This is a genomic window from Candidatus Binataceae bacterium, from assembly GCA_035500095.1.
Lineage (GTDB): Bacteria > Desulfobacterota > Binatia > Binatales > Binataceae > JAKAVN01.
Genome location: DATJXN010000022.1, coordinates 43,969 through 68,126 on the forward strand (window position 1 = coordinate 43,969; position 24,158 = coordinate 68,126).

Consider the following 24,158-nt stretch of genomic DNA (forward strand, 5'->3'; position numbering starts at 1 on the left):
CGGCGCGGTCCGTGCGATTAGCTAGACCGTGTAGCACTTAGCATTACCGCGCGAGCGAGACTAGATTAGCGAGGCCGCCGGCGCACAGCCCGGAATCGCTCCGCGTTGCGGAAATCGCTGGAGGCTGCCGCGAATCCTGGGGAGCGTGCGATGACCGATTTGCTGCGAGACGTCCGCGTCGTCGAATTGAGCGATGGATGCTCCGCCGCTTTCTGCGGGCGGCTTTTCGCGCGGATGGGCGCCGACGTCATGCTGGTCGAGCGCCCGCGCACGGGTAGCGCGGTGCGATGGCTGCCGCCGTTCCTCGACGATCGCGCGGGCCTCGAACGCGGCGGGCTCTTCATGTTTACCGCTTCCGGCAAGCGCAGCCTCACGCTGGATGCGGAGCACCCCGACGGAACTGCAATCCTTGAGCGTCTGCTCGAACGCGCCGACGTGTTGATCGACGATCGCGGCCTCAGCGGCGCGGCGGACGAGGGTTCCGCCGGCCGCGCGAATCCGCGGCTCGTGCGCATTGTCTTTCGCCGCTTCGCCGCGGGCGGACCGTACGAGAAATGGCTTGCGACCGAGCTTCAGCTGGCCGCGCTCGGCGGATGGATGGCACAGCTCGGAGAGCCGCGGCGCACGCCGCTCATCAGCAACAGCCGCACGATGACCGCATTCGTACCGGGCGTGGTCGGCGCGATCGCGGCACTGGCCGCGGTGCGCGGCGCGCGCGCAAGCGGGCGCGGCCGGCGCATCGATGTGGCCGCGCAGGAGGCGCTGCTCTTCACCACGCGCTTCAACGAAACTTTCCTCTCCTATACGGGCACCGAAATCAAACGCGCGGGCGATCGCTATCCGGCATGGGCCGCCTACCGCACGTTCAAAGCGGCCGACGGCGACGTCACCGCCGCGGCCGCCACCGACGCGCAAATCGAAGCGTTGATGAAAGTCGCGGGCGTCGACGATCCGCGCTTCAAGACCCGCAGGGACCGCGAGGCGCGCGTCGATGAGTTCGGAGTCGAGATCTCCCGATGGACCGCTGCGCACACGCGCGAGGAGATTTTCCGGCAGTGCCAGGAAAATCGCATCCCGATGGGCAGGGTCAACCGGATCGATGAGGTCGCTGCGATGGCGCAAGTAAAGACGCGCGGCTTCTTCGAAGAGATCGAACATCCCGTTGCCGGACGCCACCGCTTCCCTGGAGGACCCGCCAAATGCGGCGGCGAATGGCCGGTTCCCCGCCGCGCGCCGCTGCTCGGCGAGCATACGGAACAAATTCTGACGGGCGAGCTTAAGCACGCGGCCGCAGAACTCGCCACGCTTGCCGAGATGGGGGTGATATGAGCGCCGATCGCCTGCCGCTCGACGGAGTCCGCGTCGTCGATTTCACCGCTTATTGGGCCGGGCCGCTGCCGACCGCGATCATGGCCGACCTCGGCGCCGAAGTGATCAAGGTCGAATCGATCCAGCGGCCCGATCAGTTTCGAATCGTCGCGATCCCCGGCGATCCCGCCGAGGTTTACGAGCTGTCGCCGCCATTCAACGCCACCAACCGCAACAAGCTCAGCCTGACGCTCGATCTGGCGCGGCCCGAGGGTGTACGGCTGTTCAAGGAACTCGTCAAGCGCGCCGACGCAGTGGTGCAGAACTACTCGCCGCGCGTGATGCCGCAGCTCGGGCTTTCCTACGAGACCTTGCGCGAGGTCAATCCGGCGATCGTGATGACCTCCGTCTCGGGCTTCGGACAGGAGGGGCCGTGGCGCGACTACGTTTCGTTCGCCGCGATCGGCGAGGCGCTCTCGGGAATCTCGGGACTGAGCGGATACACCGGCGAGGGTGCGCTGATTCACGGCGTGGGCGTTTCCGATCCGTTCGCCGGCTACCTCGCCGCCTTCTGCACGCTCGCCGCCGTGCATCACGCGCGCACAACCGGCGAGGGCCGGCACGTCGACGTCTCGCAGCTCGAGGCGAGCATGCAGTACATCGCCGACGCGCTGGTCGAATTCGAGTTCACCGGACGCCCGCGCGCACGCGCCACCAGCGACGACTCGGCCGCATCGCCGCATGGCGCGTTCCCCGCGCGCGGTGACGACGCGTGGGTCGCGATCAGCGTCGCGACCGAAGAACAGTGGCGCGCGCTGCTCGCGGCGATGGGCGCACCCGGATGGGCCGCCGACGCGCGCTTCGCCACCCCGATGCTTCGCCGGCGCAATCGCGAGGCGCTCAACCCCCTCGTCGCCGAGTGGACCGCGCGCTTCGATCGCTACGAACTCGCGCGCGATCTGCAGGCGCGCGGCGTTCCAGCGGCCCCGGTGCTCGCGCCCTCGGACCTGCTCAAGGATCCCGGCCTTGCGGCGGCCGATTTCTTCCAGTTCGTCGACCATCCGGCCGCCGGCCGCCATCCGTATCCTTCCTTTCCCGCGCTGATCGACGGAGAGCATCCGCCAATCAAACGGGTCGGCCCGATCCTCGGTGCAGACAATCATTACGTGCTGTCGAAAATCCTCGGCCTCGGCGACGCCGAGATCGCCGGCTTGGAAGCGGACAAGATCATCGGGACCCGACCGCTCTACTGAGCAGGCGGGCCGAGGGTGGCGCGCTGGCGCGGATCGCAGCGGCGCTTTAGCTGCGGTCGAGCAGCAGGTCCAGCCTGAGCGCGCGGCCGCCGCTGCTGACCGCATTGACCGTCGCCTTGACGCCCATCGCCGCGGCCGGATTCTTCTCCGCGATCGCGCGCGCCATCTCGCGCACGGCCGGGTACAGTTCTTCCTTCTTCACCACCCGGTTGACCAGTCCCATCGGCAGCAGTTCTTCGGCGATGTAGCGGCGGCAGGTGATGATGACCTCCTTGGCGATCGCGGGACCGCTTTGCGCGGCGAGCAGCGCCGTGGCCTCGGGACTCAGCGATACGCCGAGGTCAACTTCGGGAAACCAGAATTGCGCGCCGGCGGCCGCGATCCGGAGGTCGCAGGCGAGCGCGATGCCCCATCCGCCGCCGATCGCGTAGCCGTTGACCGCGGCGATCGTCACCACTTCGAGATTGGCGAGCAGGCCGAGCGCGCGACCGATAAGACGTGTGCGTCTTTTGGAGAGCCCGGCGAACAGGCGTTGGCGCTCCGCGGGGTCGGTGACTTCCTTGAGCGTCGAAAGATCGGCACCGGCGGAGAAGGCGTTGCCGCTGCCGGTGACGATCAGCACGCGGATATCGCGATCGTCGCGCACCTGATGCAACAGCGCCTCGAATTCCAGTATGACCTCTTCGTTCAGCGGATTGCGTTTCTCGGGACGGTTGAAAGTCAGTGTCGCAATCCGGCCGTCTTTTTCGAGCAGGAAACTTCCCGCCATGGCGCTTTCGCTCCTTTCGCCGCGAGTCTCGTCTTCGATGCCGAGCCTGCCCTAAACCGATCAAACTTGACAACCCGAACGCGCTTGTCTTAGTCCTAACCGCAAAGCTTCCGGTCCTAACCGCAAGCGTCCGTGTGCGCGCATCAGGCCGCGCGCTCGACCCAGGTTCCCCGGACAACTGCATGACGCGCCCGACACACGTTCTCGACGGCTACAAGGTCCTCGACTTCACCCAGTTCATCGCCGGACCTACGGTCACCAGGATGATGGCGCAGATGGGCGCCGAAGTGATCAAGGTCGAGATCGCGCCCGCGGGTGACCGCACCCGCACGCTGCCGCTGGTGCGCGACGGGCGGAGCGGCTACTTCGTCCAGCAGAATATCGGCAAGCGGAGCCTATGCCTCGACGTCAGGAATCCGGCCGCACTCGCGATTTTGCGGGAACTGGCCGCGAAGGTCGACGTGGTGGTGGAGAATTTCGCGCCGGGCGTGATCGGGCGGATGGGTTTCGACTACGAAACCGTGCGTGCGCTCAATCCGCGGATCGTGATGTGCTCGGTTTCGACCTTCGGCCAGCAGGGCCCGCTCGCGCATCTGCCGGGCTACGACTTCATCGCCCAGGCCTATTCGGGAATCACGTACATGATCGGCGACGCCGACGGTCCGCCCTTCTTTCCGGCCGCCGCGCTCGGCGACATCAGCACCGGCGTGCACGCCGCGCTGGCCGTGGTGGCTGCGCTGCTCCATCGCGAACGCACCGGCGAGGGCCAGTTTCTCGACGTCGCGCTGCTCGACGCGTACTTTCACTGCCATCACACGGCAATCGAGATGTACAGCTTGAGCGGCGGCGCGATTAAGCCTGAGCGCAGCGGCCATCATATCTCCTACGCGGCGCCGTGCGGGATGTTTAAAGGGCGCGAGCGCTACATCTTCATCATCGCCGGCATCGACCACCAGTTCGCGCAGCTGTGCAGCGCGATGGCGGAGCCCGGGCTCGCGAGCGACGATCGCTTCAGGTCCAACGCCGACCGGCTAAAAAATCTTCCGGAACTGATTCGAATCATCGAGGGCTGGCTCGCCGCGATGCCGAGCGACGAAGCGGCCATCGCGCGCCTGGCCGAGTTTCGCGTGCCGGCCGCGCCCGTGCTCTCGCCGGTCGAGGCGCTCAGGCTGCCGCATCTGCGCGAGCGCGGCACCGTGGCGACCGTGAACGATCCGATCCTGGGAAGTTTCGATCTGCCCGGTTTTCCGCTTCACTTCTCGAGCTTTCCCGAGCCGGCCGGCGAGGGCGCACCGATGCTCGGGCAGCATAACGAGGAGATCCTCGCCGGCCACCTCGGCTACTCGCACGAGCGCGTCGAGGAACTCGAACGGGCGGGTATCCTGCATCGCGAGCAGCGCTGACGACGCTACGATCGCATCACTTCGCGGTAGTGCCGCCAGATTCCGCGCTGCGTGGTCTCGTCGGTCTCATGGCCGGCGATCGTGCCCGTGGGCTCGTACTGCTCGCGATGAAGTCCGCGGCGCAGCACCAGCCATTCATTGGTCCGCGCGCGGAAGCCCTCCTGGTTGCGTTCGTAGGCCTCGAAGTCGTCGGGCGCAACGCGCCCCGCCGGACCGTGAATCAGGTAGGTTTCGGCGAGGCGTCGATGGTTCATCTCGTCGGGCGCTCCCTTGAGCATCGTCGGATAGTAATAAACGACCGTCTCGTCGACGCTCACCGGCTGGATCACGCGGAACTGATTCAGGATGAAGATGATATTCGGAAATATGCAGAAGTGCGGCCCGCCGGTCTGGATTATCCCGCGCGCGCGGTCCGCTCCGTAGCGCCGTTCCATCGCGCCCAGGTACTGCTCCCAAGCCGCGGCGCTCCATCCGTGCGGCACCACGCGCCCGCCGCGCTCGCGATTGACCGCGGTTAAATCGAGTTGCGCGCTGCCGCTGCCGAGATCGCGCGCGAGCGCGTCCGTATGTTCGCCGAAGACCGACTCCATGTCGACCTTGCGTCCCTTGGTGATCAGCATCATCGCCGCATGGTGCAGGATGTTCGGATGGTAGCCGTCGACCGAGTTCTCGAGCGCCATCTTCCAGTTGCCCTTGAAGGAATGTTTGAGTACTCCCGAACGCAGCACCACCTCGCCTTCGGGCGACAGATCCACGAAGCGGTCGACAAGCTCAGCGGCCCTGCCCAGCCGCTCCTTAAGGCCTGGCCCTGAGGCGCTCATGCTGCCGAAGATGAGTCCGCGATAGGCCGCCATCCGCGGCACTCGCGCGAGCGGATAGTCCGCGCGGGAAAACGAGGCGCCGTAGCCCGCCGCGTACGGGACTCCGACCAGCGCGCCGCGATTGTTGTAAGTCCATCCGTGATAGGCGCAGCGGAAAGCGTGCGCGTTGCCGCGCTCGCTCTGGCATACGGTGTTGCCGCGATGCATGCAGCGGTTGAGCAGCAGATGGACCGCGCCGTCCTCATCGCGCGAGACGATAACCGGTTGCAGGCCGATCCGGCGCGTTACATAGTCGCCAGGCTCGGGAATTTCACTTTCATGCGCGACGTATATCCAGTCGCGATACCATATTTTCGCAAGCTCTTCCTCGAACACCGCGGGATCGTAGTAAAGGCGTCCGCTTACGCGATCGTCCTGGACCAGTTGCTCGTAGTCGGCTTGCGTCGAAGGCATCTCGGGCACCTTGCTCAGTTCCGCGGGTACGCTTTTCGATCAATCCGCGGGTTACGGTTTTCGATCGCTCTCCAGCCGTGCGGGATCGAGAAACGGCGTCAGGTCCTCATGGCGCGCGCAGGCGAGCGCGGCAAGCTCGAGCGGATCGAGGAAGACCGAGCGCCCGCTCTGCGTATCGCGAATCATCAGCCGCGGCCCGTTGCCGCGATCGTCGCGTGCGATTTCGACCGCGGCGAATTCGCTGGCGAGGCGCAGCGGCAGGCCGTGGTTCGCATCTTTGCCGGCGGCCATGGCTAAATTAGAAACATCAGGTTGGGCATCGGTTCATCGTTGTTGATCAGCACGACCTTCTTGGAGCGGATCCTGAAGCCGCCGGCGGCGGGGACCAGCTTGTGAATCGAGGTTCCCGCCCACAGATACTGCTGATGGCGATGCAGTTGGGCAAGGATAAAGTTGGAACTGGCGGTCACCTCTGCGGGAGTCTCGTCCTCGATCTCGACGTTCGAGACCACCCGAGTGAGCCGCGGCGCCTGTTCGCGCAGCCACAGGGTTTCGCGCAGGCGCGCGATCCGGTTACGCAACTGCGTGCGCGTATCGTAAATGATCGAGACGTTGGTGAGCGGATCGAGGTCTTCGCCGTTGCAAGGGACCCAGTAATTGACCTGGCCGTCTTCGGCCCACAGCGCAAGCCAGTCGTCGTACCGATGGTTATCCATCAGGCGCGCTTCGTGGTAGAGAAACCGTTCGATCGCGCTGCGCTCAACGCTCATCGTTTCAAGGCGCTCTCCGTTGGCAAAAGCCTTCCGCCGCCGCCAGCGTCACAGAATTGTGCGTAAGCTCCGCGGGCGATAAAAGTCAAGCTTGGCTCGGCGCGGCGGCGGAATCCGCCGTCAAATGTGTTGATCCGCGTGCTGCGCGGAGCTTGAAACGGCGCGCAACTATGCTCAAATCATCTCACGCGCGCACGTGCGCGGAGGCCGGAAGGCCGGCCGCCAGTTTTTACGGAGCCCGTCCGTGAACGCAACTTTGTACCTGCTCGAAAAGGTCGCCCAGGCGACGGTCGGTATCCATTCGGTGATTCCGGCCTCGCATCCCTCGGCCAGCATCGGCCTTGGCACCGATCGTAACGGCACCGGCGCCCTGGTCAGTGCCGACGGGCTGATTATCACCGTCAACTACATGCTGATGGGCGCGCAGAGCGTGTCGGTGACGCTCAACAACGGGCAGGAGGTTCCGGCGACGATCGCGGCGCAGGATTTCACCACCAACATCGCGTTGCTCAAGATCGACGGTCGCGGCCTGCCCTTCCTCCAGGCCATCTCGTCGCTGACCTGCTCGGCCGGACAGGAAGTGATGATGGTGTCGAGTCTCGGTGGCGAGAAGCGCTGCGCCGACGTCGGGCACATCACCTACCTCGGGCCGTTCGACGCGGCCTGGGAATTCGTGCTCGAGCGCTGCGTGTGCGTGACCGCCTCGGCCCTCAACATCGGGCTGAACGGCGGCCCGATCTGCAATTCGCGCGGACAGATTATCGGCATCTCTTATCTCAACTTCGCCGATCTGAGCCGCGCGATCCTGGCGATCCCCGGCGAATGCTTCATCCTGGGGCGCGACGAGCTGGTGCGCCACGGACGGCGCGTCAGCGTGCCTTCGCGATTGTGGCTGGGAATAATGTCGTACACGCTGCGCGAGCACGTGGTGATCGCGAGCGTGATGCCGGGGAGCCCGGGCGAAAAGGCCGGGCTCAAGCAGGGCGACGTGGTGCTGGCCGCCGATGAGCGCGAGATCCACGACCGCCGCGCGCTCTACGACACCATCAACAGCCATCACGCTGGGGAGATCGTCAAGCTGAAAATCCTGCGCGACAACCGGGTGCGCCAGATCCCCGTCACCGCGGTTCGCGTCGAAGACTACCTCGGCTGACGCCGGCCGCGCGGCGCCGGCGCCATGACTATACGTCCTTGAAGGCGCGCTTGGTGCGGCGTTCCTCGATCGCGGCCTGCGCGGCGGCCAGCCGCGCGATCGGAATCCGGAAGGGCGAGCACGATACGTAATCGAGCCCCAGGCGATGGCACAGCTTCACGCTGGCGGGATCGCCACCGTGCTCGCCGCAGATGCCGAGCTTAAGTTTGGAATTGGCTTTGCGGCCGCGCTCGATCGCGATTCGCATCAGGCCGCCGACGCCGTCGGGATCGAGCTGCGCAAACGGATCGTGCTTGTAGATCCCGCGCTCGATATAGTCCTCGAGGAACTTGCCCGAGTCGTCGCGCGACAGCCCGTACGTCATCTGCGTGAGATCGTTGGTGCCGAAGGAAAAGAATTCAGCCGCCGCGCCGATCTCGCCGGCCTCGATACAGGCGCGCGGCACTTCGATCATCGTGCCGATCGAATACTTGACCCGCGTTCCGAGCTCGCGGGCGACCTCGCGAATTTCGCCGGCCAGCACGTCGTATTCGCGACGCTCGCCGATGAGCGGCAGCATGATTTCGGGGATCACGCGCACGCCTTCGGCGTGCAGCTGCTGGGCGGCCTCGAGGATCGCGCGCGCCTGCGCCTTGTAGATCTCTGGATAGCTGATGCCCAGGCGCGAGCCGCGATGTCCCAGCATCGGATTGAACTCGAACAGGCTGTCGCGGACCTGCCGGAGATGGTCCGCGGTGACGCCGATCTTGGCGGCAAGATCGCGAATCTCTGCTTCTTCCTTGGGCAGGAATTCGTGCAGCGGGGGATCGAGCAGGCGGATGGTCACCGGCAGCCCCTTCATCTCGCGCAGGATGCCGATGAAATCCTCGCGCTGCATCGGCAGGATTTTCGCGAGCGCGCGAGCGCGCTGTTCGCCGGTCTCGGCGAGAATCATTTCGCGCACCGCTTCGATGCGCTCCGGCGCAAAGAACATGTGCTCGGTGCGGCAGAGCCCGATTCCCTCGGCGCCGAAGTCGCGCGCGGCCTTGGCGTCATGCGGCGTGTCGGCATTGGCGCGTACGCCGAGGCGCCGCTCGGCGTCGGCCCAGGTCAGGAATTTCTTGAAGAACGGCGACATCACCGGCTCGACGGTCGGCACGCGGCCCTCGATCACCTCGCCCGCGGTGCCGTCGAGCGTGAGGTATTCGCCGCGGTGCATCACCTGGCCCGCGGCGCTGAGCGTGCCCGCCGCGTAGTTGATTTCGATCTCCGAGCATCCCGCCACGCAACACTTGCCCATCCCGCGCGCCACCACCGCGGCATGGCTGGTCATCCCGCCGCGCGCGGTGAGAATTCCCTCGGCCACTTGCATCCCGTGGATGTCCTCGGGCGAGGTTTCGACGCGCACCAGGATCACCTTGCGTCCGGCCTTGCTCACCGCGACCGCTTCGTCGGCGCTGAACACGACCTCGCCCGCCACGGCGCCCGGCGAGGCGGGCAGTCCGCGCGCCAGCACCTTCTTGGGCGCGCGGGGGTCGAGCCGCGGATGGAGCAGCTGCTCGAGTTGCACCGGTTCGACGCGTAGCAGCGCCGTGCCGCGATCGATCAACCGCTCCTGCGTCATCTCGACCGCCGCGCGGACCGCGGCCTCGGCAGTGCGCTTGCCGGTGCGGGTCTGGAGCATGTAGAGCTTGCCGCGCTCGATGGTGAATTCGAGGTCCTGCATGTCGCGGAAATGGCGCTCGAGCCGCGAGGCCACCTTTAGCAGGTCGCGATAGGCGGAAGGAAAGCCTTCTTCCAGCGTGGCGTGCCTGGCGCCGCGCTCCTCTTCGCTGACGCCGCTGCGGTCCGCCCATTCGCGGCCGGCGCGGAGGCTTATCTGGCGCGGCGTGCGAATACCGGCGACCACGTCCTCGCCCTGTGCGTTGGGCAGAAATTCGCCGTAGATGCCCTTGGCGCCGGTCGAGGGATCGCGCGTGAAAGCGACGCCGGTTGCGCAGTCGGCGCCGAGGTTGCCGAAAACCATCGATTGCACGGTAACCGCGGTGCCCCAGTCGCCCGGGATGTTATTCAGCTTGCGATAGGTTACCGCGCGATCGTTGTTCCAGGACTCGAACACCGCGCCGATTGCCGCCCACAATTGCGCCCACGGATCCTGCGGCACGTCCTGCCCGGTGCGCGCGCGGATCAATTCGCGGAATTCTCCGACCAGCTCCTTCAGATCTTCAGCGGTAAGATCGACGTCCTGCACGACGCCGCGCAGGGCCTTTTTTCGATCGATCAGCTCTTCGAAGGGATCGGGGTCATTTTTGTTCTCGGGCTTCAGCTTGAGCACGACGTCGCCGTACATCTGGCAGAAGCGTCGGTAGGAGTCCCAGGCGAAGCGCGGGTTCTGGCTCGCCGATTCGAGCCCCTTGACCGTCTCGTCGGTGAGCCCCAGGTTGAGCACCGTGTCCATCATCCCGGGCATCGAGACGCGCGCGCCCGAGCGCACCGAAACCAGCAGCGGGCTGTGGGCGTCGCCGAACCGCCGGCCCATCGCCTTCTCGAGCCGCGCGACGCTTTTGGCGACGCCCTCCTTGAGTCCCGCCGGATATTTGCCGCCGCGCTCGTAAAAATAGGTGCACACGCGCGTGGTGATGGTGAAGCCGGGCGGCACCGGGAGCTTGAGCGAAGCCATCTCGTGCAGGCCTGCGCCCTTGCCGCCCAGAAGCTCACGCATCGTGGCGCGGCCCTCTGCCGCGCCCGCGCCGAAGAAGTAGATTTCAGGATGAACACGCGCCATCGTCGGAAATGATTCTCCTCTCCCGCTCGCGCGGGGACTTCAGGACACAAGCTTGACCGCCGGCCGGCGGCGCCGCACGGGCGCGGCCTGACCTAGCGATGCCAGCCGATGCGCTCGGTCAACTCCGTGGGTAGCGCCCCGATTTTAATTCGCACCTGCTCGGTCGAGTCGCGATCGCGCAGCGTGACCGTGTCGTCTTCCATCGTCTGATGATCGATCGTGATCCCGAACGGCGTCCCCACTTCGTCCTGGCGGCGATAGCGCCGTCCGATCGAACCGGCCTGGTCGTAGGCGGCGGTGAAATGCCGCTTGAGCATTCGCAATACCTCCTGCGCCTTCTCCGGCTGCCCGCCCTTGCGCAGCAGCGGATAGACCGCAGCCTTGATCGGCGCAAGGCGCGGATCGAGCCGGAGCACGATCCGCTCTTCATTCTCGACCAGGTCTTCGTCGTAGGCGTCGAGCATAAAGGCGAGCGTCGCGCGGTCCACGCCGGCGGCCGGCTCGATCACCCACGGACGATAGCGCGCCTTGGCTTCCTCGTCGAAATAGGTCAGGTCCTTGCCGCTGTATTGGGCGTGCTGATCGAGGTCGAAGCTGCCGCGCTTGGCAATTCCTTCCAGCTCGCCCCAGCCGAACGGATACAGATATTCGACGTCGGTGGTGCCGCGCGAGTAGTGCGAAAGTTCGTCCTGCCCGTGCGGCCGCAACCTCAGATTCTCTGGCCGCACGCCGTGGCTCACGTACCAATCGAAGCGCTGCCCGACCCAGTAGTCGAACCATTGCGCCTCCTCGGCCGGATCGGGCTTGACGAAAAACTCCATCTCCATCTGCTCGAATTCGCGCGTGCGAAAGATGAAATTACCGGGCGTGATTTCGTTGCGGAACGATTTGCCGGCTTGCGCGACGCCGAACGGCAGCTTGACCCGCTGGGTGTCGACGATGTTGGCGAAGTTCAGAAATATGCCCTGCGCGGTCTCGGGACGGAGGTACACGACGCTCGCGCTGTCCTCCACCGGACCCATGAAAGTCTTGAACATCAGGTTGAAGCTCCGCGCTTCGGTCAGTTCGCCGCCGCACTCGGGACATCGCCCGCCGCTGACGTGGTCGGCGCGGAAGCGCTGCTTGCAGCTTTTGCAGTCAACCAGCGGGTCGCTGAAGCTCTGCAGATGGCCCGAAGCTTCCCAGGTGCGCGGATGCTGCAGGATGGCGCTGTCGAGGCCGACGACGTCGCTGCGCGTCGTCACCATCGCGCGCCACCAGGCCTCCTTGACGTTGCGCTTGATTTCGATGCCGAGCGGGCCATAGTCCCAGGTCGAACCGAGGCCGCCGTAAATCTCGCTGGCGGGGAAGACGATACCCCGGCGCTTGCAGAGATTGACCAGCTTTTCCATCGTGACCGCGCGCTTGGTGCTCGCGGGCGATGTTTCCTCGGTTTTCGGTACGGACAAACGAAACTCTCCTGTGCAGAGTGTGCGCAACCCGCGATCGATCAGTTCACTGCCATCCGGTCACTGCCGTCCGGCGGATTTCCCAAACCGGCGATTTCACGGGTGCTTCGAGCCTTCGCGCGATCCTGAAAAACGTACCATGCGCCTAGGGCGGCGGCAAATTTGCCCGCGGGCCGTCCAGAGACCGTGCCTCGCGCTCCTTCACCGCTTTGCAGGCCTATGTAATAACTTCGTTGCTGTATCGTTAGTATTGCCGCGGAGAGCTTGAAACACGGCTGCGGTGCGGCAGGCCGGAAGAAGGACGACATACGGGGACCAGATTTCTATGCGAAACCAGAGCTCGACATTCCATCGCGGCGCACGATCCTTTCTCACGCTCGCGGCGCTTGCGATAGCGATCGTGGCCGCCGGATGCAGCCATCGCGTAGTCGCCAGCGCCGGCGAGCATACGGTTAAAGTTTTCCCCGACCAGGCAACCTACGACAAGGTGGCCAAGATGAAATCCGAGGGCGGGGCGATGGGGATGCTGGGCGGAATCGGCGCCAACCTCGCGGCCAAAGAAGTTGACGATCAGACGCCAGTGCGGATTGTCACCAGCAACGAGGAAGGCAGCGTGGTCGAGGTAACGGACGGGCCCTTCAAGGGCGTCACGGGCTTCGTCCCGCGGCAAAACGTGAACTGAGGCCGGTACGACGCGTGAGATGCCGGGCGGCGAGATGCGCGCCACGCCGCCCGGCATCTCATGGGCTGTTGCCGCCGGGGCGGGCGGCCGGCGCGACATGGGGCGAGTCGGCAACGCATGCCGCCTCGCCCCATGTCGCCCCTGCTCGTAATCTCGTGCGAGCGCGCTATCGCCGCCCGCGACGCTATAACGCGGAGGAGCCGCGCTCACCGGTGCGAATCCGCACCACCTCTTCCATCGGCATGACAAAGATCTTTCCGTCGCCGATCCGGCCGGTACGGGCGGCGCGTTCGATCGTTTCGACGACTTGCGCCGCCAGTTCGTCCGAGACAATTATCTCCAGCTTCACTTTGGGCAGAAAATCGACCACGTACTCGGCGCCGCGATAGAGCTCGGTATGGCCCTTCTGGCGGCCGAAGCCCTTCACCTCGCTCACCGTGAGCCCCTGTACTCCGATACTCGAGAGCGCTTCCTTGACCTCGTCCAGCTTGAACGGCTTGATGATCGCCTCGACTTTTTTCATATGACCCCTCCCGGCACGCGTCCGGACGGACATCCCCTCCGCCTTGCGGTTGAGCTTATCTGTTCCAGATACGCGGCGGCTCGCGCAAGACCCCGGCTCGGTGCGGCGCGGTGAGTTCCCCGTGGGCATCTGGGACTCCATGAGCAATCTTCGCGCCTTGCGTTATGCACGGGGTTGGCCGCAATCATCAACTGAAGAAAGGGGGACGTAGCAATGGATGTGGTATGCGGCGGCATGTCTGCTGCCTTATGTGGCAGCCCCGTGTCTATTGTGAGGCTGGGTGAAGCCGCAGCCGGCGGTATCAACAACGAAGGGGCCATTTAAGCGCCCGCCCCACCTTCGCTTGCGCTCTTGCCCCCGACCGTCGGCTCTTCGCCGCGGATCAAGCGGGCTATATTCTCGCGATGGCGCAGCAAAACGAGCGCCGTCATCACGATCGCCAATCCAACGTATGGGCGTGGCAGGCCCAGGATCGCGGCGGCAGGCGGCAGGACAACCGCCGCGCAAATCGAGGCCAGTGACACTATCCGCGAGAACGCGAACACGATGGCGAACGCTACCAGCGCCACCAGGATCGGCAAGAGCGAGATCCCGAGCCAGATCCCGAGCGAGGCCGAGACTCCCTTGCCGCCGGCAAAGCGAAGGAAAACAGAGCTTATAGCGCCGATGAAGGCGCCGAGGCCGACGATCGCGACGGCCGCGGGCGGTAAACCCTCAATCCGTGCGAACACGACCGGAATCAGCCCCTTCACCAGGTCGCCAGCGAAAGTGATCGCGCCGGCCCCTCTGCCGCCGGCCCGCGCCACGTTGGTCATTCCGATGTTGCCGGAGCCGACCGCGCGCGGATCGAAACCAAGGGCGCGGCCGACCAGTACGCCCACCGGGATCGATCCGAAGAGGTATGCGGCAATGAAAAGCAGCGCGATGCTCAAACGGATGCGGCCTTTCGCGCGAAAGAAAATGGTCGGGGTGACTGGATTTGAACCAGCGACTTCTGCGTCCCGAACGCAGCGCTCTAGCCAGGCTGAGCTACACCCCGTGCGCCGGAGATTCTGAACCGGAACCTTCTTATAGCATCGCCGCGCGCGTCATTGCGAGCAGCGCTCGGTCAGGCGCGCGCCGCCCGCTCGCGCATCGCGGCGATCATCTCGCGGTAATTTTCATGCCCGAAAATACCCGAACCCGAGACAAAAACGTTCGCGCCCGCCTCGGCCACCGCGCCGATATTGTCGATCTTGACGCCGCCGTCAACCTCGACGTCCACCTTGAGGCCGCGACGTTCGATCTCGCGCCGAACGGCGCGCAACTTATCCAGGCTCTCGACGATAAAGCCCTGGCCACCAAAGCCCGGATGCACGCTCATCACGAGGATCATATCGAGGTGCCCGGCGGCGGCGAGCACTCGCTCGACCGGCGTCTCCGGATTGATTGCAACCGAAGCGCGCGCGCCGAGTTCGTGGATGTGTGCGGCTATTCCGGGCAGGTCGTCGCAAACCTCCGCGTGCACCGAGATCGAGTTGGCGCCGGCCTCGACGAACGCCCTGAGATAGCGCGCGGGCTCGGAAATCATCAGGTGCGCGTCGAGCGGCAGCCGGGTTATCTTGCGGAGCGATTTCAGCACCGGCAGCCCGATCGAGAGGTTCGGCACGAAATGGCCGTCCATCACGTCGAAATGAATCAGGTCGGCGCCGGCATCCTCGACCCGGCGAATTTCCTCGCCCAGGCGCGCGAAGTCGGCGGACAGAATCGAAGGCGCAATCTTGTGCTCGATTCCCATGACCAGAGATTAGCGGCTCGGCCGCAGCGCGGCAAAACGCGCGTTCATCGCCGGCGCATCCGGGCAGCAAAAAACCCGTCAAGGCCGCCCCGCTCGGGACTGGTCGCCATCGTGCCGTCCCTCTGGAGCCAGGGCGCGAGCAGCGGCTCTTCGGGCCGTTCGAGCACGAATTCCGGATGCTTAGCGAGAAACCCTCGCACCACGCCCTGCCCTTCCTGCGGAGCGAGACTGCAGACCGCATAGACGATCACGCCGCCGGGGCGGACCAGCGCAGCCGCATTATCGAGCATCGCGCTCTGCAGCTCCGCCATCCGGCGAAGATCGTCCGCCCGAAGACGCCACCGTATTTCCGGATGCTCCCGCAGCGTGCCAATGCCGCTGCACGGCGCGTCGAGCAGGACGAAACCGGCAGATTCAGCGCGCAGAGGCGTTGCGGCGGCGACATCCGCATTGGCGAATACGATGTTGCGATGGACCAGCCGACGGGCGAGATCGCGCGCGGCCTTCAGCCCGCTAAGGTTCAAATCGAGCGCGATCACCCGTCCGCGCGCGTCCGCCAATTCCGCAAGATGGCTTGTTTTGCCGCCCGGCGCCGCGGCGCAATCGATTACCGTGGCGCCGGGTGAGGGCGCGAGCATCCGCGCGACCAGTTGCGAAGCCTCGGATTGCGGATGGAACAGGCCGGCGCGATACGACTCGGAATCAAAATCCGCGGCGCTTTCGAGGACCACGGTCTCGGGCAGACTGCCGCCCGAGCGTATTCCGATTCCATCGGCCGCCAACCGCGCGACGATCTCTTCGAGCCTCCCGCGCGTGAGATTAAGGCGCATCACATTGGGCGCCGCCTCGTTGTTGGCCGCCATTAGCGCCTCTGCCCGCGCCAAGCCGAACCATTCGATGAAGCTCGCCACCATCCATTGTGGATGCGAATATGCGATCGCCAGGAACCCGACCTCGTCCGGCGCCCGTTCCGGCATCGCTACGACCTCGCGCGCGGCGCGCCGCAGCACGGCGTTAACCAGGCCTCCGGCGCCGCGTCCCGACACCTCGCGCGCGAGCGACACGGCGGTGTCGACCGCGGCATGCGGAGGAACGCGGCTGAGATGGCGCAGCTGAAAAAGTCCGAGCCTCAGCGTGTTCAGCACCGCAGGCTCAAGCTTGTCGAGGGACTGCTTGCATAGTTGCGCGAGCTCGTAATCGAGGCGTCCGCGCCAGGCGAGCGTGCCGAGCACCAGGCGCGTCAGCAGGCGGCGGTCGGGCGGGGCGAAAGCCGCGAGGCGATGGCCGAGCATCACGTCGGCGAAGGCGGCGTGAGTGTGGACGCGCACGAGGATTTCGAGCGCGGCGCGGCGCGTCAGCAGGCCGGCCGCCGTCGCGGGACCGGGCGCAGCGGCGGCCGGTGCATCAGCGCCGGCCGCCGCTGTGCGCGAACCGATGCGCGGACGGCGGGTCATCCCAGCCGCGCTCCCGCGACAACGCGCCGTCCGCGCAGGAATTCCGCCGCGCTCATGCGCTTGCGTCCCGTGGCCTGCACTTCGTCAAGCACGAGCCGGCCGCGCCCGCATTGCACGACGACGTTCGGCTTGAGGCGCAATATCGTGCCGGGAGGAGACACCGAGAGAGTAGCGCCCGGCGCTGCCCAATCGTCCACCGCGGCGCGCCATATCATCAATTCATCGCCGCCAAGACGCGTGCGCACGACCGGCCACGGATCGTACGCGCGCACCATCCGCTCGATCCGTACGGCATCGCCGCTCCAATCGACAACGGCGTCGGCCTTGCTCACGGGCGAGGTATAGGTAGCCAGGCTTTCGTCCTGCGGCGTCTCGGCCAGGCTTCCGTGCCGGAGTTTCTGCAGCGCTTCGAGCAGCGCCGCCGCGCCCAGTTCCGCGAGCTTCTCTTTGAGCGTTCCCTGGGTCTCTCCTGGCGCGATTGGAATCGCTCGCGCGAGCAACATCGGACCCGCATCCATCCTGCTGGTCACGCGCATGATCGTGACGCCGGTTTCCAGGTCGCCGGCGAGGATCGCACCCTCGATGGGCGAAGCGCCGCGATGGCGCGGCAGGAGCGAAGCGTGAAGATTGATCGGCATGATTCGCGGGGCTGCGAGGACCGGGTCGGGCAGGATTCGGCCGTAGGCCGCGATCACCAACAAATCGGGATTCCAGGCGCGGAGCTCGGAGAGGAATTCCGCTGTGCGAATCTTCGCCGGCTTGAGCAGTGGCAGCCCGCGCCGTTGCGCCGCTGCTCCGACCTCGCTCGGCTCGAGCCTGAGCCCGCGTCCGCGCGGCTGGTCGGGACGCGTGACCACGCCCACGATTTGGAAGCCGGCATCGGCGGCGCCGGCCAGCCGCTCCAGGACATGAGCCGCCAGCGCGGGCGTGCCCATGAACACGATTCGCAACGGTTTCGCGGAGTCGTCGATTTCAGATCCGCACGCTGGAGGGCCGCTGGCCATCAGCCTTGCCCTCCTTTATCAGTTTGGCGAGTTTGCGCCGGTACAGTTCGCGCTTGATCCGGCTGATGCGGTCGATGAAGAGCTTGCCGTCGAGATGGTCAATCTCGTGCTGCAGCGCGACCGCGAGCAGATCGTCGGCCTCGATCTCGAGCTCCTTCTCCTCCGGCGTCCATGCGCGCACCAACACCCGGGCGGCGCGCTTGACGTCGGCGGTATAATCGAGCACCGAAAGGCACCCCTCTTCCCAGACAATCGAGCCCTCGGCCTCGACGATTTTGGGATTGATGAGCCGCAGCAGCTTTTTGCCGGGGTTCTGATGGTCGGTGTCGAGCACCACCACGCGGCGCGAATCGCCGACCTGCGGCGCTGCCAGCCCCACGCCGGGCGCCGCGTACATCGTCTGCACCATGCTCTCGATGAAACCATTAAGGCCGCCGTCGATGTTGGCGACCGGCTTTGCCGGATCTTTGAGCGCGGGGTCGGGAAATTTGCGGATATTAAGCAGCGCCATCGTCAGTTCTTTGTCAGACCCGGCGGGTCACCAAAAAAAATCTATCAAAGGCTCCGGAACGCCGAAAGCATGCATGCCGCGCGCGTGCGGCGCGCTATCCGATAAATCCGTGCTTGCGCAGGTACGACTCCATCGCGCGGATACACTCCTCGGGGCGCTCGATCTGAAGAAAGTGCGTGGTATCGGCGATAGCTTCGTATTCGACCGGCGTTTCCTCGGCAATCGCGCGCCCGATGAGCGCCGGCGTCTGCTTGTGCTCGTGTGCGGGGTCGCCGCAGATGAGCTTGCACGGCACCGGCAGGTTTTTCATCCGCGGCCATATCGTTGCGTCGCGATTGCTCTCGAAGATGTGCGCCTCGAGCTCGCGCGGACAGGCGAGGACCCAGTCGCCCGCGGCCTCGTCGCGCCTGAGCGTCGCCCGCGCCATCAATTCGTAAGCCTCGGGGCGCCAGAGCTTGAACTGCTGCACATGGGTAAAGAGCTCAGCCAGATCCTCCGGCGTCTTGTAGCGTTCGGTGCGGCGGCGCGCGCGCGCCGCGATCTGTCCCTCGTGAAATATCTGGACTTCCTGCAGCGGATGGCCCTCGCGCGGATGAATCGGCGGATCGAACAGCACCAGCGGGTCCCAGCGCCGGCCCATCTTCAGCGTATGCATCACCGCGGCCACGGCCGAAAGCGAATGAAACACGCCGGCCGCCGGCTTAGCGCCCCATCGCTCGCGGATCGCGTGCCATACGCGCTCGTCGTCCTGGATAAAACTCTTCCAGTTGTGATGGGCGGGATGATGCGGCGGATTCTGGCCGTGATTGCGAAAGTCGTAAACGATGACGTCGTAGCGATCGAGCAGCTGTCCCCAGAACGAAAAATAGCCGTCTATCGCGAGCCCGTTGCCGTGACTCAGCACAAGGCGCGGAGCGCCGGGCTTACCATGGCGGCGCACGCGTATGACGGCGCCGTCCTCCATTACCGCATCGAAGACCCCATGGGGCCGCGGGATGCTCACCTCTCCGGTTTTCGCCATCGTATAGCCAGTTTAGCAACTAAGCCGGACGATTTTCGCGATCTGCGCAGATTCATGTTTTGACATTGTCAACGTCGTTTATCGTGATTATGGTTTGTCTATGGACAACGATACGGTTTTAGTCACCACGATGAACGATGTCCCCGGCTTCAAGATCGTCGCCGTTTATGGCGAGGTTTTCGGCCTTATCTGCCGGGCGCGCAATGCTTTTTCCAACATGGGCGCCGGTCTGCGCACAATCTTCGGCGGCGAGGTCGCGGGTTATACGCAATTGCTCTCCGACAGCCGCCAGCAGGCGATCGACCGCTTGCGCCTGGCCGCGGTGGAAAAGGGCGCGAACGCCGTGGTCGCGATGCGTTTCGATTGCAACGAGATCGGCAACATCATGAGCGAGATCGCGGCCTATGGCACGGCGGTGCGAATCGAAAAAGCCTGAAGCTGCGCGACTCGCACACAGCAATCTCTGCGTCGGTCGGCGTCTGCGGCTAATCGGTGCGCTCGGTGTGGAAGCCCTTCGAGCTGATCAGCCATTCGCCGTCAACTCGATGATAAGTGAGATGATCGACGTAGACGGTCTTGTTGATCCTTACACGAACCTTCACCAGCGCCTGGGTCGGCGACGCGAAGTCCATCAGTAAGATTTCTTCTTCGCGGGGCGCGCCCAGGGACTTTGGCGACGGCCGCCCGGCTGTCAGCTCCTTGTAAGCCGAGGCCGTGTACATCGTCATCTTGCCGTCGCGAAGCCCGTGTAGTTGGGCGGTCGGGCGAAACACGCGATCGAAGCGCGAGGTGTCGCCGTCATACATGAGATCGAAATAGCGCTGCACGGCGGCGGTCAGGGTCTCGATGCTGTTGTGGTCGATCATGGGATTCTCCTGCGCTGGCGAACTGCCGTCATGGTCTAGCAAACGCGCGCCGCTCTTCACCAGCCGGGCGCGCGATCGCAAAAAACCTCACAGCATGTTGACCGGGTCAAGATCGACGCCGACGAAAACGCCGCCGCGCGCGCCGCGGCCGCCCAGCGACGCCTGCATCGAGACCAGCGCCGCGCGCATCGCGGCTGCCTCGGTTGACCTGAGCATCACCTGCCATCGATAGCGCCCGCGCAACCGTTCGATCGGCGCGGGCGCAGGCCCCAGTACGCGCATCCCCTCGCCCCTCGCGTCCCGGTTCTCGCTCCGCAGCATCCCGGCCGCCCGCTCAGCCGTCGCGGCGACCGCGGCAGCGTCGGGCCCCTCGATTCGCACCAGCGCCATCCGCGAGTACGGAGGCCATCCAAGTTCCTGGCGCAGGCGCAGCTCGCGCCGGATGAAGCGATCGTAGTCCTGGTCGCGCGCCGCGCGGATGCTGTAATGATGCGGCGCGTAGGTCTGGATAAGCACGCGCCCCGGACGCTCGCCGCGCCCCGCGCGCCCCGCCACCTGCGTCAGCAGTTGAAAGGTGCGCTCCGCAGCGCGGAAATCGGGCAAGTTGAGCCCGAGGTCGGCGAGCACCACGCCGACCAGCGTCACGCCCGGCAAATCGAAGCCCTTGGTGATCATCTGCGTGCCGACCATGACGTCGATCTCGCCGCGCCGCAGGCGTTCCACCAGTTCGAGGCGAATTCCGCGCCGTCCGCTGGTGTCGCTGTCCATCCGCTCGATCCGCGCCTGCGGCAGCGCGGCCGCAAGCGCCTCCGCCAGCCGCTCGGTGCCGAAGCCCTGGCCCACCAGCCCGAACCCTTTGCATTCGGGACACGCCTCAGGCGCCGGCTGACGCGCGCCGCACCAATGGCATCGCAGCGAACGGTCGCGCAGATGAAAGGTCATGCTGACACTGCAATTGCCGCATGAGAGCACGACGCCGCAGAGATGGCATTGCAGGAAGTTGTGAAAGCCGCGGCGGTTTAGAAAGACCACGCTCTGGCCGCCCGCGGCCAGGTTGGCGCGAAGCGCGTTGAGCAGCGGCGCCGACAGCGGCACCGCCCGCGGCTCCTCGGGCTTGGCAGGGCCGCCATCCGCGCGCGACGGACCTTTCTTGAATTCCGCGCGCAGGTCGACGACCTCGACCTCCGCCAGCGGACGCTCCATCACCCGCCTCGCCATCCGCAACAGCCGATAGCGTCCGCGCCGGGCGTTGTAGAACGACTCTGACGACGGCGTCGCGGAGCCCAGCACGACGGGGCACGGCGCGAGCCGCCCGAGCATCACCGCAAGGTCGCGCGCGTTGTAGCGAATTCCCTCTTCCTGTTTGTAGGCGGGGTCGTGCTCCTCGTCGACCACGATCAGCCCGAGCCCGGCAAGCGGTGCGAAGATGGCCGAGCGGGGGCCGATCATGATACGCGCCTGACCGTCTAGCGCCGCCATCCAACTGGCCCAGCGCTCGGCCACGTTCTGCGCGCTATGCGCGATGGCCACCAGCGGGCCGAAGCGGGCGCGAAACGATCGGACTATCTGGTCGGCGAGCGCGATCTCCGGCACCAGCACCAGCACTTGCCGGCCGGCTTCTAAAGCCGCCGCCGCGAGTTTCAGGTAAACCTCGGTCTTGCCGCTCGCGGTGATGCCCCACAGCAAAAAGGCGCCCTCGCGCCCTCCTGTGACGGCGGGCATCACGGTTTCGATCGCCGCCGCCTGCTCAGGCATCAACTCGTAATCGCCGCCGCCGTGCGCATCGGGAGCTCCCGCGCCGCCGATCGCGTCCCCGACATTCGCCCACGGCGCAGCTGCCGTACGCGGGGCCGACTCGACTTCGACCACTCCGCGCCTTGCCAGCGCGCGCACTGCGGCACGCGCGCCTGGCACCTGCTCCTCCAATTCTTCGAGCCCAAGCGCTTGCGGCGCAGCCTCGTCGAGCAGGCGCACGATTTCGCGCTGGTTGACTCCGCGGAGCTTTACCGCGCTCGATGGCGGCGCGCCGGGGGTAAGGCGCACGACGCTCGTGCTCCGATGGCGTCCCCGAATCGACTCCGCGATCTCGACGATCCGTTCCGCGACGAGACGGGCGAGTGCCGAGGTGACTTCGCCCGCCTCGCCCAAACGGGCGACTTCCCGCACGGTCATCGCGCGGCGTTCGAGCGTCTTCAGGATCGCGCGTTCGATCGGCGAGAGCGTCGCCTCGCGGAGCGCGTCGGGCGCCGCCGCCAGCCGATACAGTTTGCGCGATTCGATCCGCGCGGCCGCCGGCACCACGCTCTGCATCGCGTCGCCGAGCGGCGCCATGTAATAGGCGGCCATGAATTCGATGAGCGCGAGATGGGCGCGGTCGTAGAGCGGCCGGGATTCCGGAAGTTCCAGGATCGGCTTGAGCGCTCCGGCGCCGGCATCCAGCCCCTCGCCAACTTCGGTCACGATTCCGGTCAGGCGGCGCGCGCGCAGCGGCACCAGCACCCGATGGCCGCACTGCACGCGCCCTTCGAGCGCGGGCGGAATCGCATAGGTCAGCTGTCCCACGCCGCGCGCCGCGCCGATCAGAATCACCTTCGCCTGCATCGCGATTGCCATTGGCAATTTACATGGCACGAACGCGCAGGCAACCGCCCTTAAGCGGCGCGAGACGCTGACGCGGGATTTCGCTCTTGCCGGAAGACCGGCTCAGGCCGGCAGACGGCGCACAGTTAACGCCAGCATGATTTCAGTCCAGCCGTCCACGATCATGTCGATGCCGATGAACATTCCGATGACCCAGAGCCCCGAGACCGGCCACGAGCGCCAGATCATCACGCCCAGCAGGATCGAGATCGCGCCGTTGAGGACGAGCCATCCGCGATGATGGAGCGGCGTCGAGAAGGCGATGAAGAGGCGGAACAGGCCCGCGACGATCAGCATCACGGCGATTACGAGCGTCAGCGTAACCGCCGCCAAGGCCGGATTCGAGACCATCACCAGGCCGGCCACCGCGTACAGCACTCCGCCGAGCAGGTTGATGAAAAAGCCGCTCCACGGCCGGTGCGAGAAGCCGTGAATCACTTCGAAGATGCCGCCGATAATCAGCAACCATCCGAGAAACAGCACCGAGACGATGGTCATCGCGACCGCCGAGCCGATCGCGACGATGCCGAGGATGACGAGCGCGATTCCCACCACGAGGAACCACGTCGTATGTTTGCGCACTTCGTCGATTCCAGTACTCACCGCCAGTGGAGTCATGGCCTTGGCCTCCTGTGACGCGTAGGCTGCGCGAGCGTCTGTTCGCGATGTAGCTTAGAACCGCTATCATGGCGGTCGCGCGAAACGCTATCCGACCAAGGTCGCGTACTTGCCGATACGCGCGGCCGCGCGCTTTGCCGCAGGTGGCGGCGTCCCTGCCCACTATGCAGATGGCCGTGCGGCGCGGCATTGTGCTACGAGCTAAAGGCGAACTTGCGTCGAAACAGGATGGAAGAGTCATGAGCGAGAGCTGGCAACTGGACGGCGAATATTTCGAGTCTTGCAACTGCGAATTGCTATGCCCCTGCCTGCTGGCCAAAGGCTCGAAGCCGACCGAGGGCCATTGCGACGTCGTCGTCGCCTTCCATATAAAGTCGGGCAAGTACGGCAACACCGACCTCTCGGGCCTCAACGCGGTCACCGTGATCTACACCCCCGGCATCATGACCGAGGGCAAATGGACGATGGGCTCGTATGTTGACGAACGGGCCAACGACGCGCAGCGCGCGGCGCTGGAGAGAATTTTCACCGCGCAGGCCGGCGGCCCGCTCTCGCGCTTCGCTCCGCTCGTCGCGCATCGGCTGCCCGCCCATCGCGCCGCGATCAGTTTCGCGAGCGAGGGCAACACGCGCAAGCTTTCGATCGAGAACGTCACGGAAGTCACCGTTCAGGGCGTAGCCGGCGCCAACGGCGAACAGGTCTGGTTCGATAACGTCGCGCATTTCGCCTCCAAGCGGCTGGCCGCAGCCAGGAGCACCGTGAGCCATTTCAAGGACCAGGGGCTAAGCTTCGACAACACAGGCCGCAATGGGCACTTCGCAGATATCCGCTGGTCGAACGCGTAGTCTTTGCCCGATAGTCTTTCTCCGATAGTCCTGGGCCCATAATCCTGACCCATAGTATTGGCCGCAGCCCCCGAA

The 24,158-nt window shown here is 65.5% G+C and carries 23 protein-coding genes and 1 tRNA gene; 7 read left to right on the top strand and 17 right to left on the bottom strand.

What is annotated here, in order from left to right; genetic code table 11:
- Positions 1-150: 150 nt before the first annotated feature.
- Together VMI09_03295 and VMI09_03300 are read left to right on the top strand one after the other, a co-directional pair.
- Entirely contained in the window at positions 151-1,329 is a 1,179-nt protein-coding gene (locus tag VMI09_03295) for a CoA transferase (protein ID HTQ23694.1), read from the top strand.
- Positions 1,326-2,561: a CoA transferase gene (locus VMI09_03300; protein ID HTQ23695.1), complete on the top strand. Its 1,236-nt coding sequence runs from the start codon at positions 1,326-1,328 to the stop codon at positions 2,559-2,561. Before VMI09_03295 ends, VMI09_03300 begins: the two co-directional genes overlap by 4 nt.
- A 46-nt stretch (positions 2,562-2,607) precedes the next feature.
- On the opposite strand, the gene VMI09_03305 is transcribed toward VMI09_03300, so the two are convergent.
- The gene (locus VMI09_03305; GenBank protein ID HTQ23696.1) at positions 2,608-3,330 is read right to left on the bottom strand and encodes an enoyl-CoA hydratase/isomerase family protein; all 723 of its coding nucleotides are present in this window, start codon (positions 3,328-3,330) and stop codon (positions 2,608-2,610) included.
- Between the two features lie 182 nt (positions 3,331-3,512).
- Here VMI09_03305 and VMI09_03310 point away from each other — a divergent pair, with 182 nt between their 5' ends.
- A complete protein-coding gene (locus VMI09_03310) occupies positions 3,513-4,733 on the top strand; it encodes a CaiB/BaiF CoA-transferase family protein (protein ID HTQ23697.1) in 1,221 nt (406 codons plus the stop codon).
- Between the two features lie 5 nt (positions 4,734-4,738).
- Here VMI09_03310 and VMI09_03315 read toward each other — a convergent pair whose 3' ends face one another.
- Genes VMI09_03315 through VMI09_03325 form a run of 3 tightly spaced genes read right to left on the bottom strand, consistent with a single transcriptional unit; the run spans position 4,739 to position 6,777 of the window.
- The gene (locus tag VMI09_03315) at positions 4,739-6,007 is read right to left on the bottom strand and encodes a Rieske 2Fe-2S domain-containing protein (GenBank protein HTQ23698.1); all 1,269 of its coding nucleotides are present in this window, start codon (positions 6,005-6,007) and stop codon (positions 4,739-4,741) included.
- 51 nt (positions 6,008-6,058) lie between these two features.
- Entirely contained in the window at positions 6,059-6,298 is a 240-nt protein-coding gene (locus VMI09_03320) for a hypothetical protein (GenBank protein HTQ23699.1), read from the bottom strand.
- Between the two features lie 2 nt (positions 6,299-6,300).
- A complete protein-coding gene (locus VMI09_03325) occupies positions 6,301-6,777 on the bottom strand; it encodes an aromatic-ring-hydroxylating dioxygenase subunit beta (protein HTQ23700.1) in 477 nt (158 codons plus the stop codon).
- 244 nt (positions 6,778-7,021) lie between these two features.
- Between VMI09_03325 and VMI09_03330 the strand changes: the two genes are divergently transcribed.
- Complete coding sequence (locus tag VMI09_03330) at positions 7,022-7,930, top strand: S1C family serine protease (GenBank protein ID HTQ23701.1); 909 nt, start codon at positions 7,022-7,024, stop codon at positions 7,928-7,930.
- A gap of 28 nt (positions 7,931-7,958) precedes the next feature.
- Here the strand turns inward: VMI09_03330 and ppdK are convergent, their stop codons facing one another.
- Entirely contained in the window at positions 7,959-10,694 is a 2,736-nt protein-coding gene (ppdK, locus tag VMI09_03335) for a pyruvate, phosphate dikinase (protein HTQ23702.1), read from the bottom strand.
- 92 nt (positions 10,695-10,786) lie between these two features.
- On the bottom strand, positions 10,787-12,142 hold the full coding sequence (locus VMI09_03340; GenBank protein HTQ23703.1) for a glycine--tRNA ligase: 1,356 nt from the start codon (positions 12,140-12,142) through the stop codon (positions 10,787-10,789).
- 325 nt (positions 12,143-12,467) lie between these two features.
- Between VMI09_03340 and VMI09_03345 the strand changes: the two genes are divergently transcribed.
- Positions 12,468-12,824, top strand: a complete 357-nt coding sequence (locus tag VMI09_03345; GenBank protein ID HTQ23704.1) for a hypothetical protein — start codon at positions 12,468-12,470, stop codon at positions 12,822-12,824.
- A 184-nt stretch (positions 12,825-13,008) separates the two neighbouring features.
- Here VMI09_03345 and VMI09_03350 read toward each other — a convergent pair whose 3' ends face one another.
- The 8 genes from VMI09_03350 to VMI09_03385 form a co-directional block, all read right to left on the bottom strand.
- The gene (locus tag VMI09_03350; GenBank protein HTQ23705.1) at positions 13,009-13,347 is read right to left on the bottom strand and encodes a P-II family nitrogen regulator; all 339 of its coding nucleotides are present in this window, start codon (positions 13,345-13,347) and stop codon (positions 13,009-13,011) included.
- 320 nt (positions 13,348-13,667) lie between these two features.
- The gene (plsY, locus tag VMI09_03355) at positions 13,668-14,279 is read right to left on the bottom strand and encodes a glycerol-3-phosphate 1-O-acyltransferase PlsY (GenBank protein ID HTQ23706.1); all 612 of its coding nucleotides are present in this window, start codon (positions 14,277-14,279) and stop codon (positions 13,668-13,670) included.
- Positions 14,280-14,308: 29 nt separating this feature from the next.
- Positions 14,309-14,386, bottom strand: a tRNA-Pro gene (locus VMI09_03360).
- Positions 14,387-14,455: 69 nt separating this feature from the next.
- Complete coding sequence (rpe, locus tag VMI09_03365) at positions 14,456-15,124, bottom strand: ribulose-phosphate 3-epimerase (GenBank protein ID HTQ23707.1); 669 nt, start codon at positions 15,122-15,124, stop codon at positions 14,456-14,458.
- Between the two features lie 44 nt (positions 15,125-15,168).
- The gene (gene rsmB, locus VMI09_03370) at positions 15,169-16,578 is read right to left on the bottom strand and encodes a 16S rRNA (cytosine(967)-C(5))-methyltransferase RsmB (GenBank protein HTQ23708.1); all 1,410 of its coding nucleotides are present in this window, start codon (positions 16,576-16,578) and stop codon (positions 15,169-15,171) included.
- Positions 16,575-17,582 (bottom strand): methionyl-tRNA formyltransferase, encoded by a 1,008-nt coding sequence (gene fmt / locus VMI09_03375; protein HTQ23709.1) that lies wholly within the window; start codon positions 17,580-17,582, stop codon positions 16,575-16,577. Before fmt ends, rsmB begins: the two co-directional genes overlap by 4 nt.
- Positions 17,551-18,093 (bottom strand): peptide deformylase, encoded by a 543-nt coding sequence (def, locus tag VMI09_03380; GenBank protein HTQ23710.1) that lies wholly within the window; start codon positions 18,091-18,093, stop codon positions 17,551-17,553. The genes fmt and def overlap by 32 nt, the downstream gene beginning before the upstream one ends.
- 94 nt (positions 18,094-18,187) lie before the next feature.
- On the bottom strand, positions 18,188-19,114 hold the full coding sequence (locus tag VMI09_03385) for an alpha/beta hydrolase (GenBank protein ID HTQ23711.1): 927 nt from the start codon (positions 19,112-19,114) through the stop codon (positions 18,188-18,190).
- 100 nt (positions 19,115-19,214) lie between these two features.
- Between VMI09_03385 and VMI09_03390 the strand changes: the two genes are divergently transcribed.
- On the top strand, positions 19,215-19,550 hold the full coding sequence (locus VMI09_03390; GenBank protein ID HTQ23712.1) for a heavy metal-binding domain-containing protein: 336 nt from the start codon (positions 19,215-19,217) through the stop codon (positions 19,548-19,550).
- A 49-nt stretch (positions 19,551-19,599) separates the two neighbouring features.
- On the opposite strand, the gene VMI09_03395 is transcribed toward VMI09_03390, so the two are convergent.
- The 3 genes from VMI09_03395 to VMI09_03405 all read right to left on the bottom strand — a co-directional run bounded on the left by VMI09_03395 (position 19,600) and on the right by VMI09_03405 (position 23,238).
- Positions 19,600-19,980, bottom strand: coding sequence for a nuclear transport factor 2 family protein (locus VMI09_03395; protein HTQ23713.1), 381 nt, complete (start codon positions 19,978-19,980; stop codon positions 19,600-19,602).
- A gap of 87 nt (positions 19,981-20,067) precedes the next feature.
- Positions 20,068-22,593, bottom strand: coding sequence for a primosomal protein N' (gene priA, locus VMI09_03400; protein ID HTQ23714.1), 2,526 nt, complete (start codon positions 22,591-22,593; stop codon positions 20,068-20,070).
- Positions 22,594-22,683: 90 nt separating this feature from the next.
- Positions 22,684-23,238, bottom strand: coding sequence for an HdeD family acid-resistance protein (locus VMI09_03405; protein ID HTQ23715.1), 555 nt, complete (start codon positions 23,236-23,238; stop codon positions 22,684-22,686).
- Between the two features lie 239 nt (positions 23,239-23,477).
- On the opposite strand from VMI09_03405, the gene VMI09_03410 reads away from it, so the two are divergent.
- Positions 23,478-24,083, top strand: coding sequence for a DUF1326 domain-containing protein (locus tag VMI09_03410; protein HTQ23716.1), 606 nt, complete (start codon positions 23,478-23,480; stop codon positions 24,081-24,083).
- The last annotated feature ends 75 nt before the right edge of the window (positions 24,084-24,158 follow it).

Bases quoted from the DNA above. Each gene is read 5' to 3' on its own strand.
- VMI09_03295 (HTQ23694.1), top strand. From the start codon at position 151: ATGACCGATTTGCTGCGAGACGTCCGCGTCGTCGAATTGAGCGATGGA.
- VMI09_03385 (HTQ23711.1), bottom strand. From the start codon at position 19,114: ATGGCGAAAACCGGAGAGGTGAGCATCCCGCGGCCCCATGGGGTCTTC.
- rpe (HTQ23707.1), bottom strand. From the start codon at position 15,124: ATGGGAATCGAGCACAAGATTGCGCCTTCGATTCTGTCCGCCGACTTC.
- VMI09_03310 (HTQ23697.1), top strand. From the start codon at position 3,513: ATGACGCGCCCGACACACGTTCTCGACGGCTACAAGGTCCTCGACTTC.
- VMI09_03390 (HTQ23712.1), top strand. From the start codon at position 19,215: ATGGACAACGATACGGTTTTAGTCACCACGATGAACGATGTCCCCGGC.
- VMI09_03395 (HTQ23713.1), bottom strand. From the start codon at position 19,980: ATGATCGACCACAACAGCATCGAGACCCTGACCGCCGCCGTGCAGCGC.
- VMI09_03305 (HTQ23696.1), bottom strand. From the start codon at position 3,330: ATGGCGGGAAGTTTCCTGCTCGAAAAAGACGGCCGGATTGCGACACTG.
- rsmB (HTQ23708.1), bottom strand. From the start codon at position 16,578: ATGACCCGCCGTCCGCGCATCGGTTCGCGCACAGCGGCGGCCGGCGCT.
- fmt (HTQ23709.1), bottom strand. From the start codon at position 17,582: ATGGCCAGCGGCCCTCCAGCGTGCGGATCTGAAATCGACGACTCCGCG.
- VMI09_03410 (HTQ23716.1), top strand. From the start codon at position 23,478: ATGAGCGAGAGCTGGCAACTGGACGGCGAATATTTCGAGTCTTGCAAC.
- priA (HTQ23714.1), bottom strand. From the start codon at position 22,593: ATGGCAATCGCGATGCAGGCGAAGGTGATTCTGATCGGCGCGGCGCGC.
- VMI09_03320 (HTQ23699.1), bottom strand. From the start codon at position 6,298: ATGGCCGCCGGCAAAGATGCGAACCACGGCCTGCCGCTGCGCCTCGCC.
- def (HTQ23710.1), bottom strand. From the start codon at position 18,093: ATGGCGCTGCTTAATATCCGCAAATTTCCCGACCCCGCGCTCAAAGAT.
- VMI09_03325 (HTQ23700.1), bottom strand. From the start codon at position 6,777: ATGAGCGTTGAGCGCAGCGCGATCGAACGGTTTCTCTACCACGAAGCG.
- VMI09_03300 (HTQ23695.1), top strand. From the start codon at position 1,326: ATGAGCGCCGATCGCCTGCCGCTCGACGGAGTCCGCGTCGTCGATTTC.
- VMI09_03405 (HTQ23715.1), bottom strand. From the start codon at position 23,238: ATGACTCCACTGGCGGTGAGTACTGGAATCGACGAAGTGCGCAAACAT.
- ppdK (HTQ23702.1), bottom strand. From the start codon at position 10,694: ATGGCGCGTGTTCATCCTGAAATCTACTTCTTCGGCGCGGGCGCGGCA.
- VMI09_03350 (HTQ23705.1), bottom strand. From the start codon at position 13,347: ATGAAAAAAGTCGAGGCGATCATCAAGCCGTTCAAGCTGGACGAGGTC.
- VMI09_03315 (HTQ23698.1), bottom strand. From the start codon at position 6,007: ATGCCTTCGACGCAAGCCGACTACGAGCAACTGGTCCAGGACGATCGC.
- VMI09_03345 (HTQ23704.1), top strand. From the start codon at position 12,468: ATGCGAAACCAGAGCTCGACATTCCATCGCGGCGCACGATCCTTTCTC.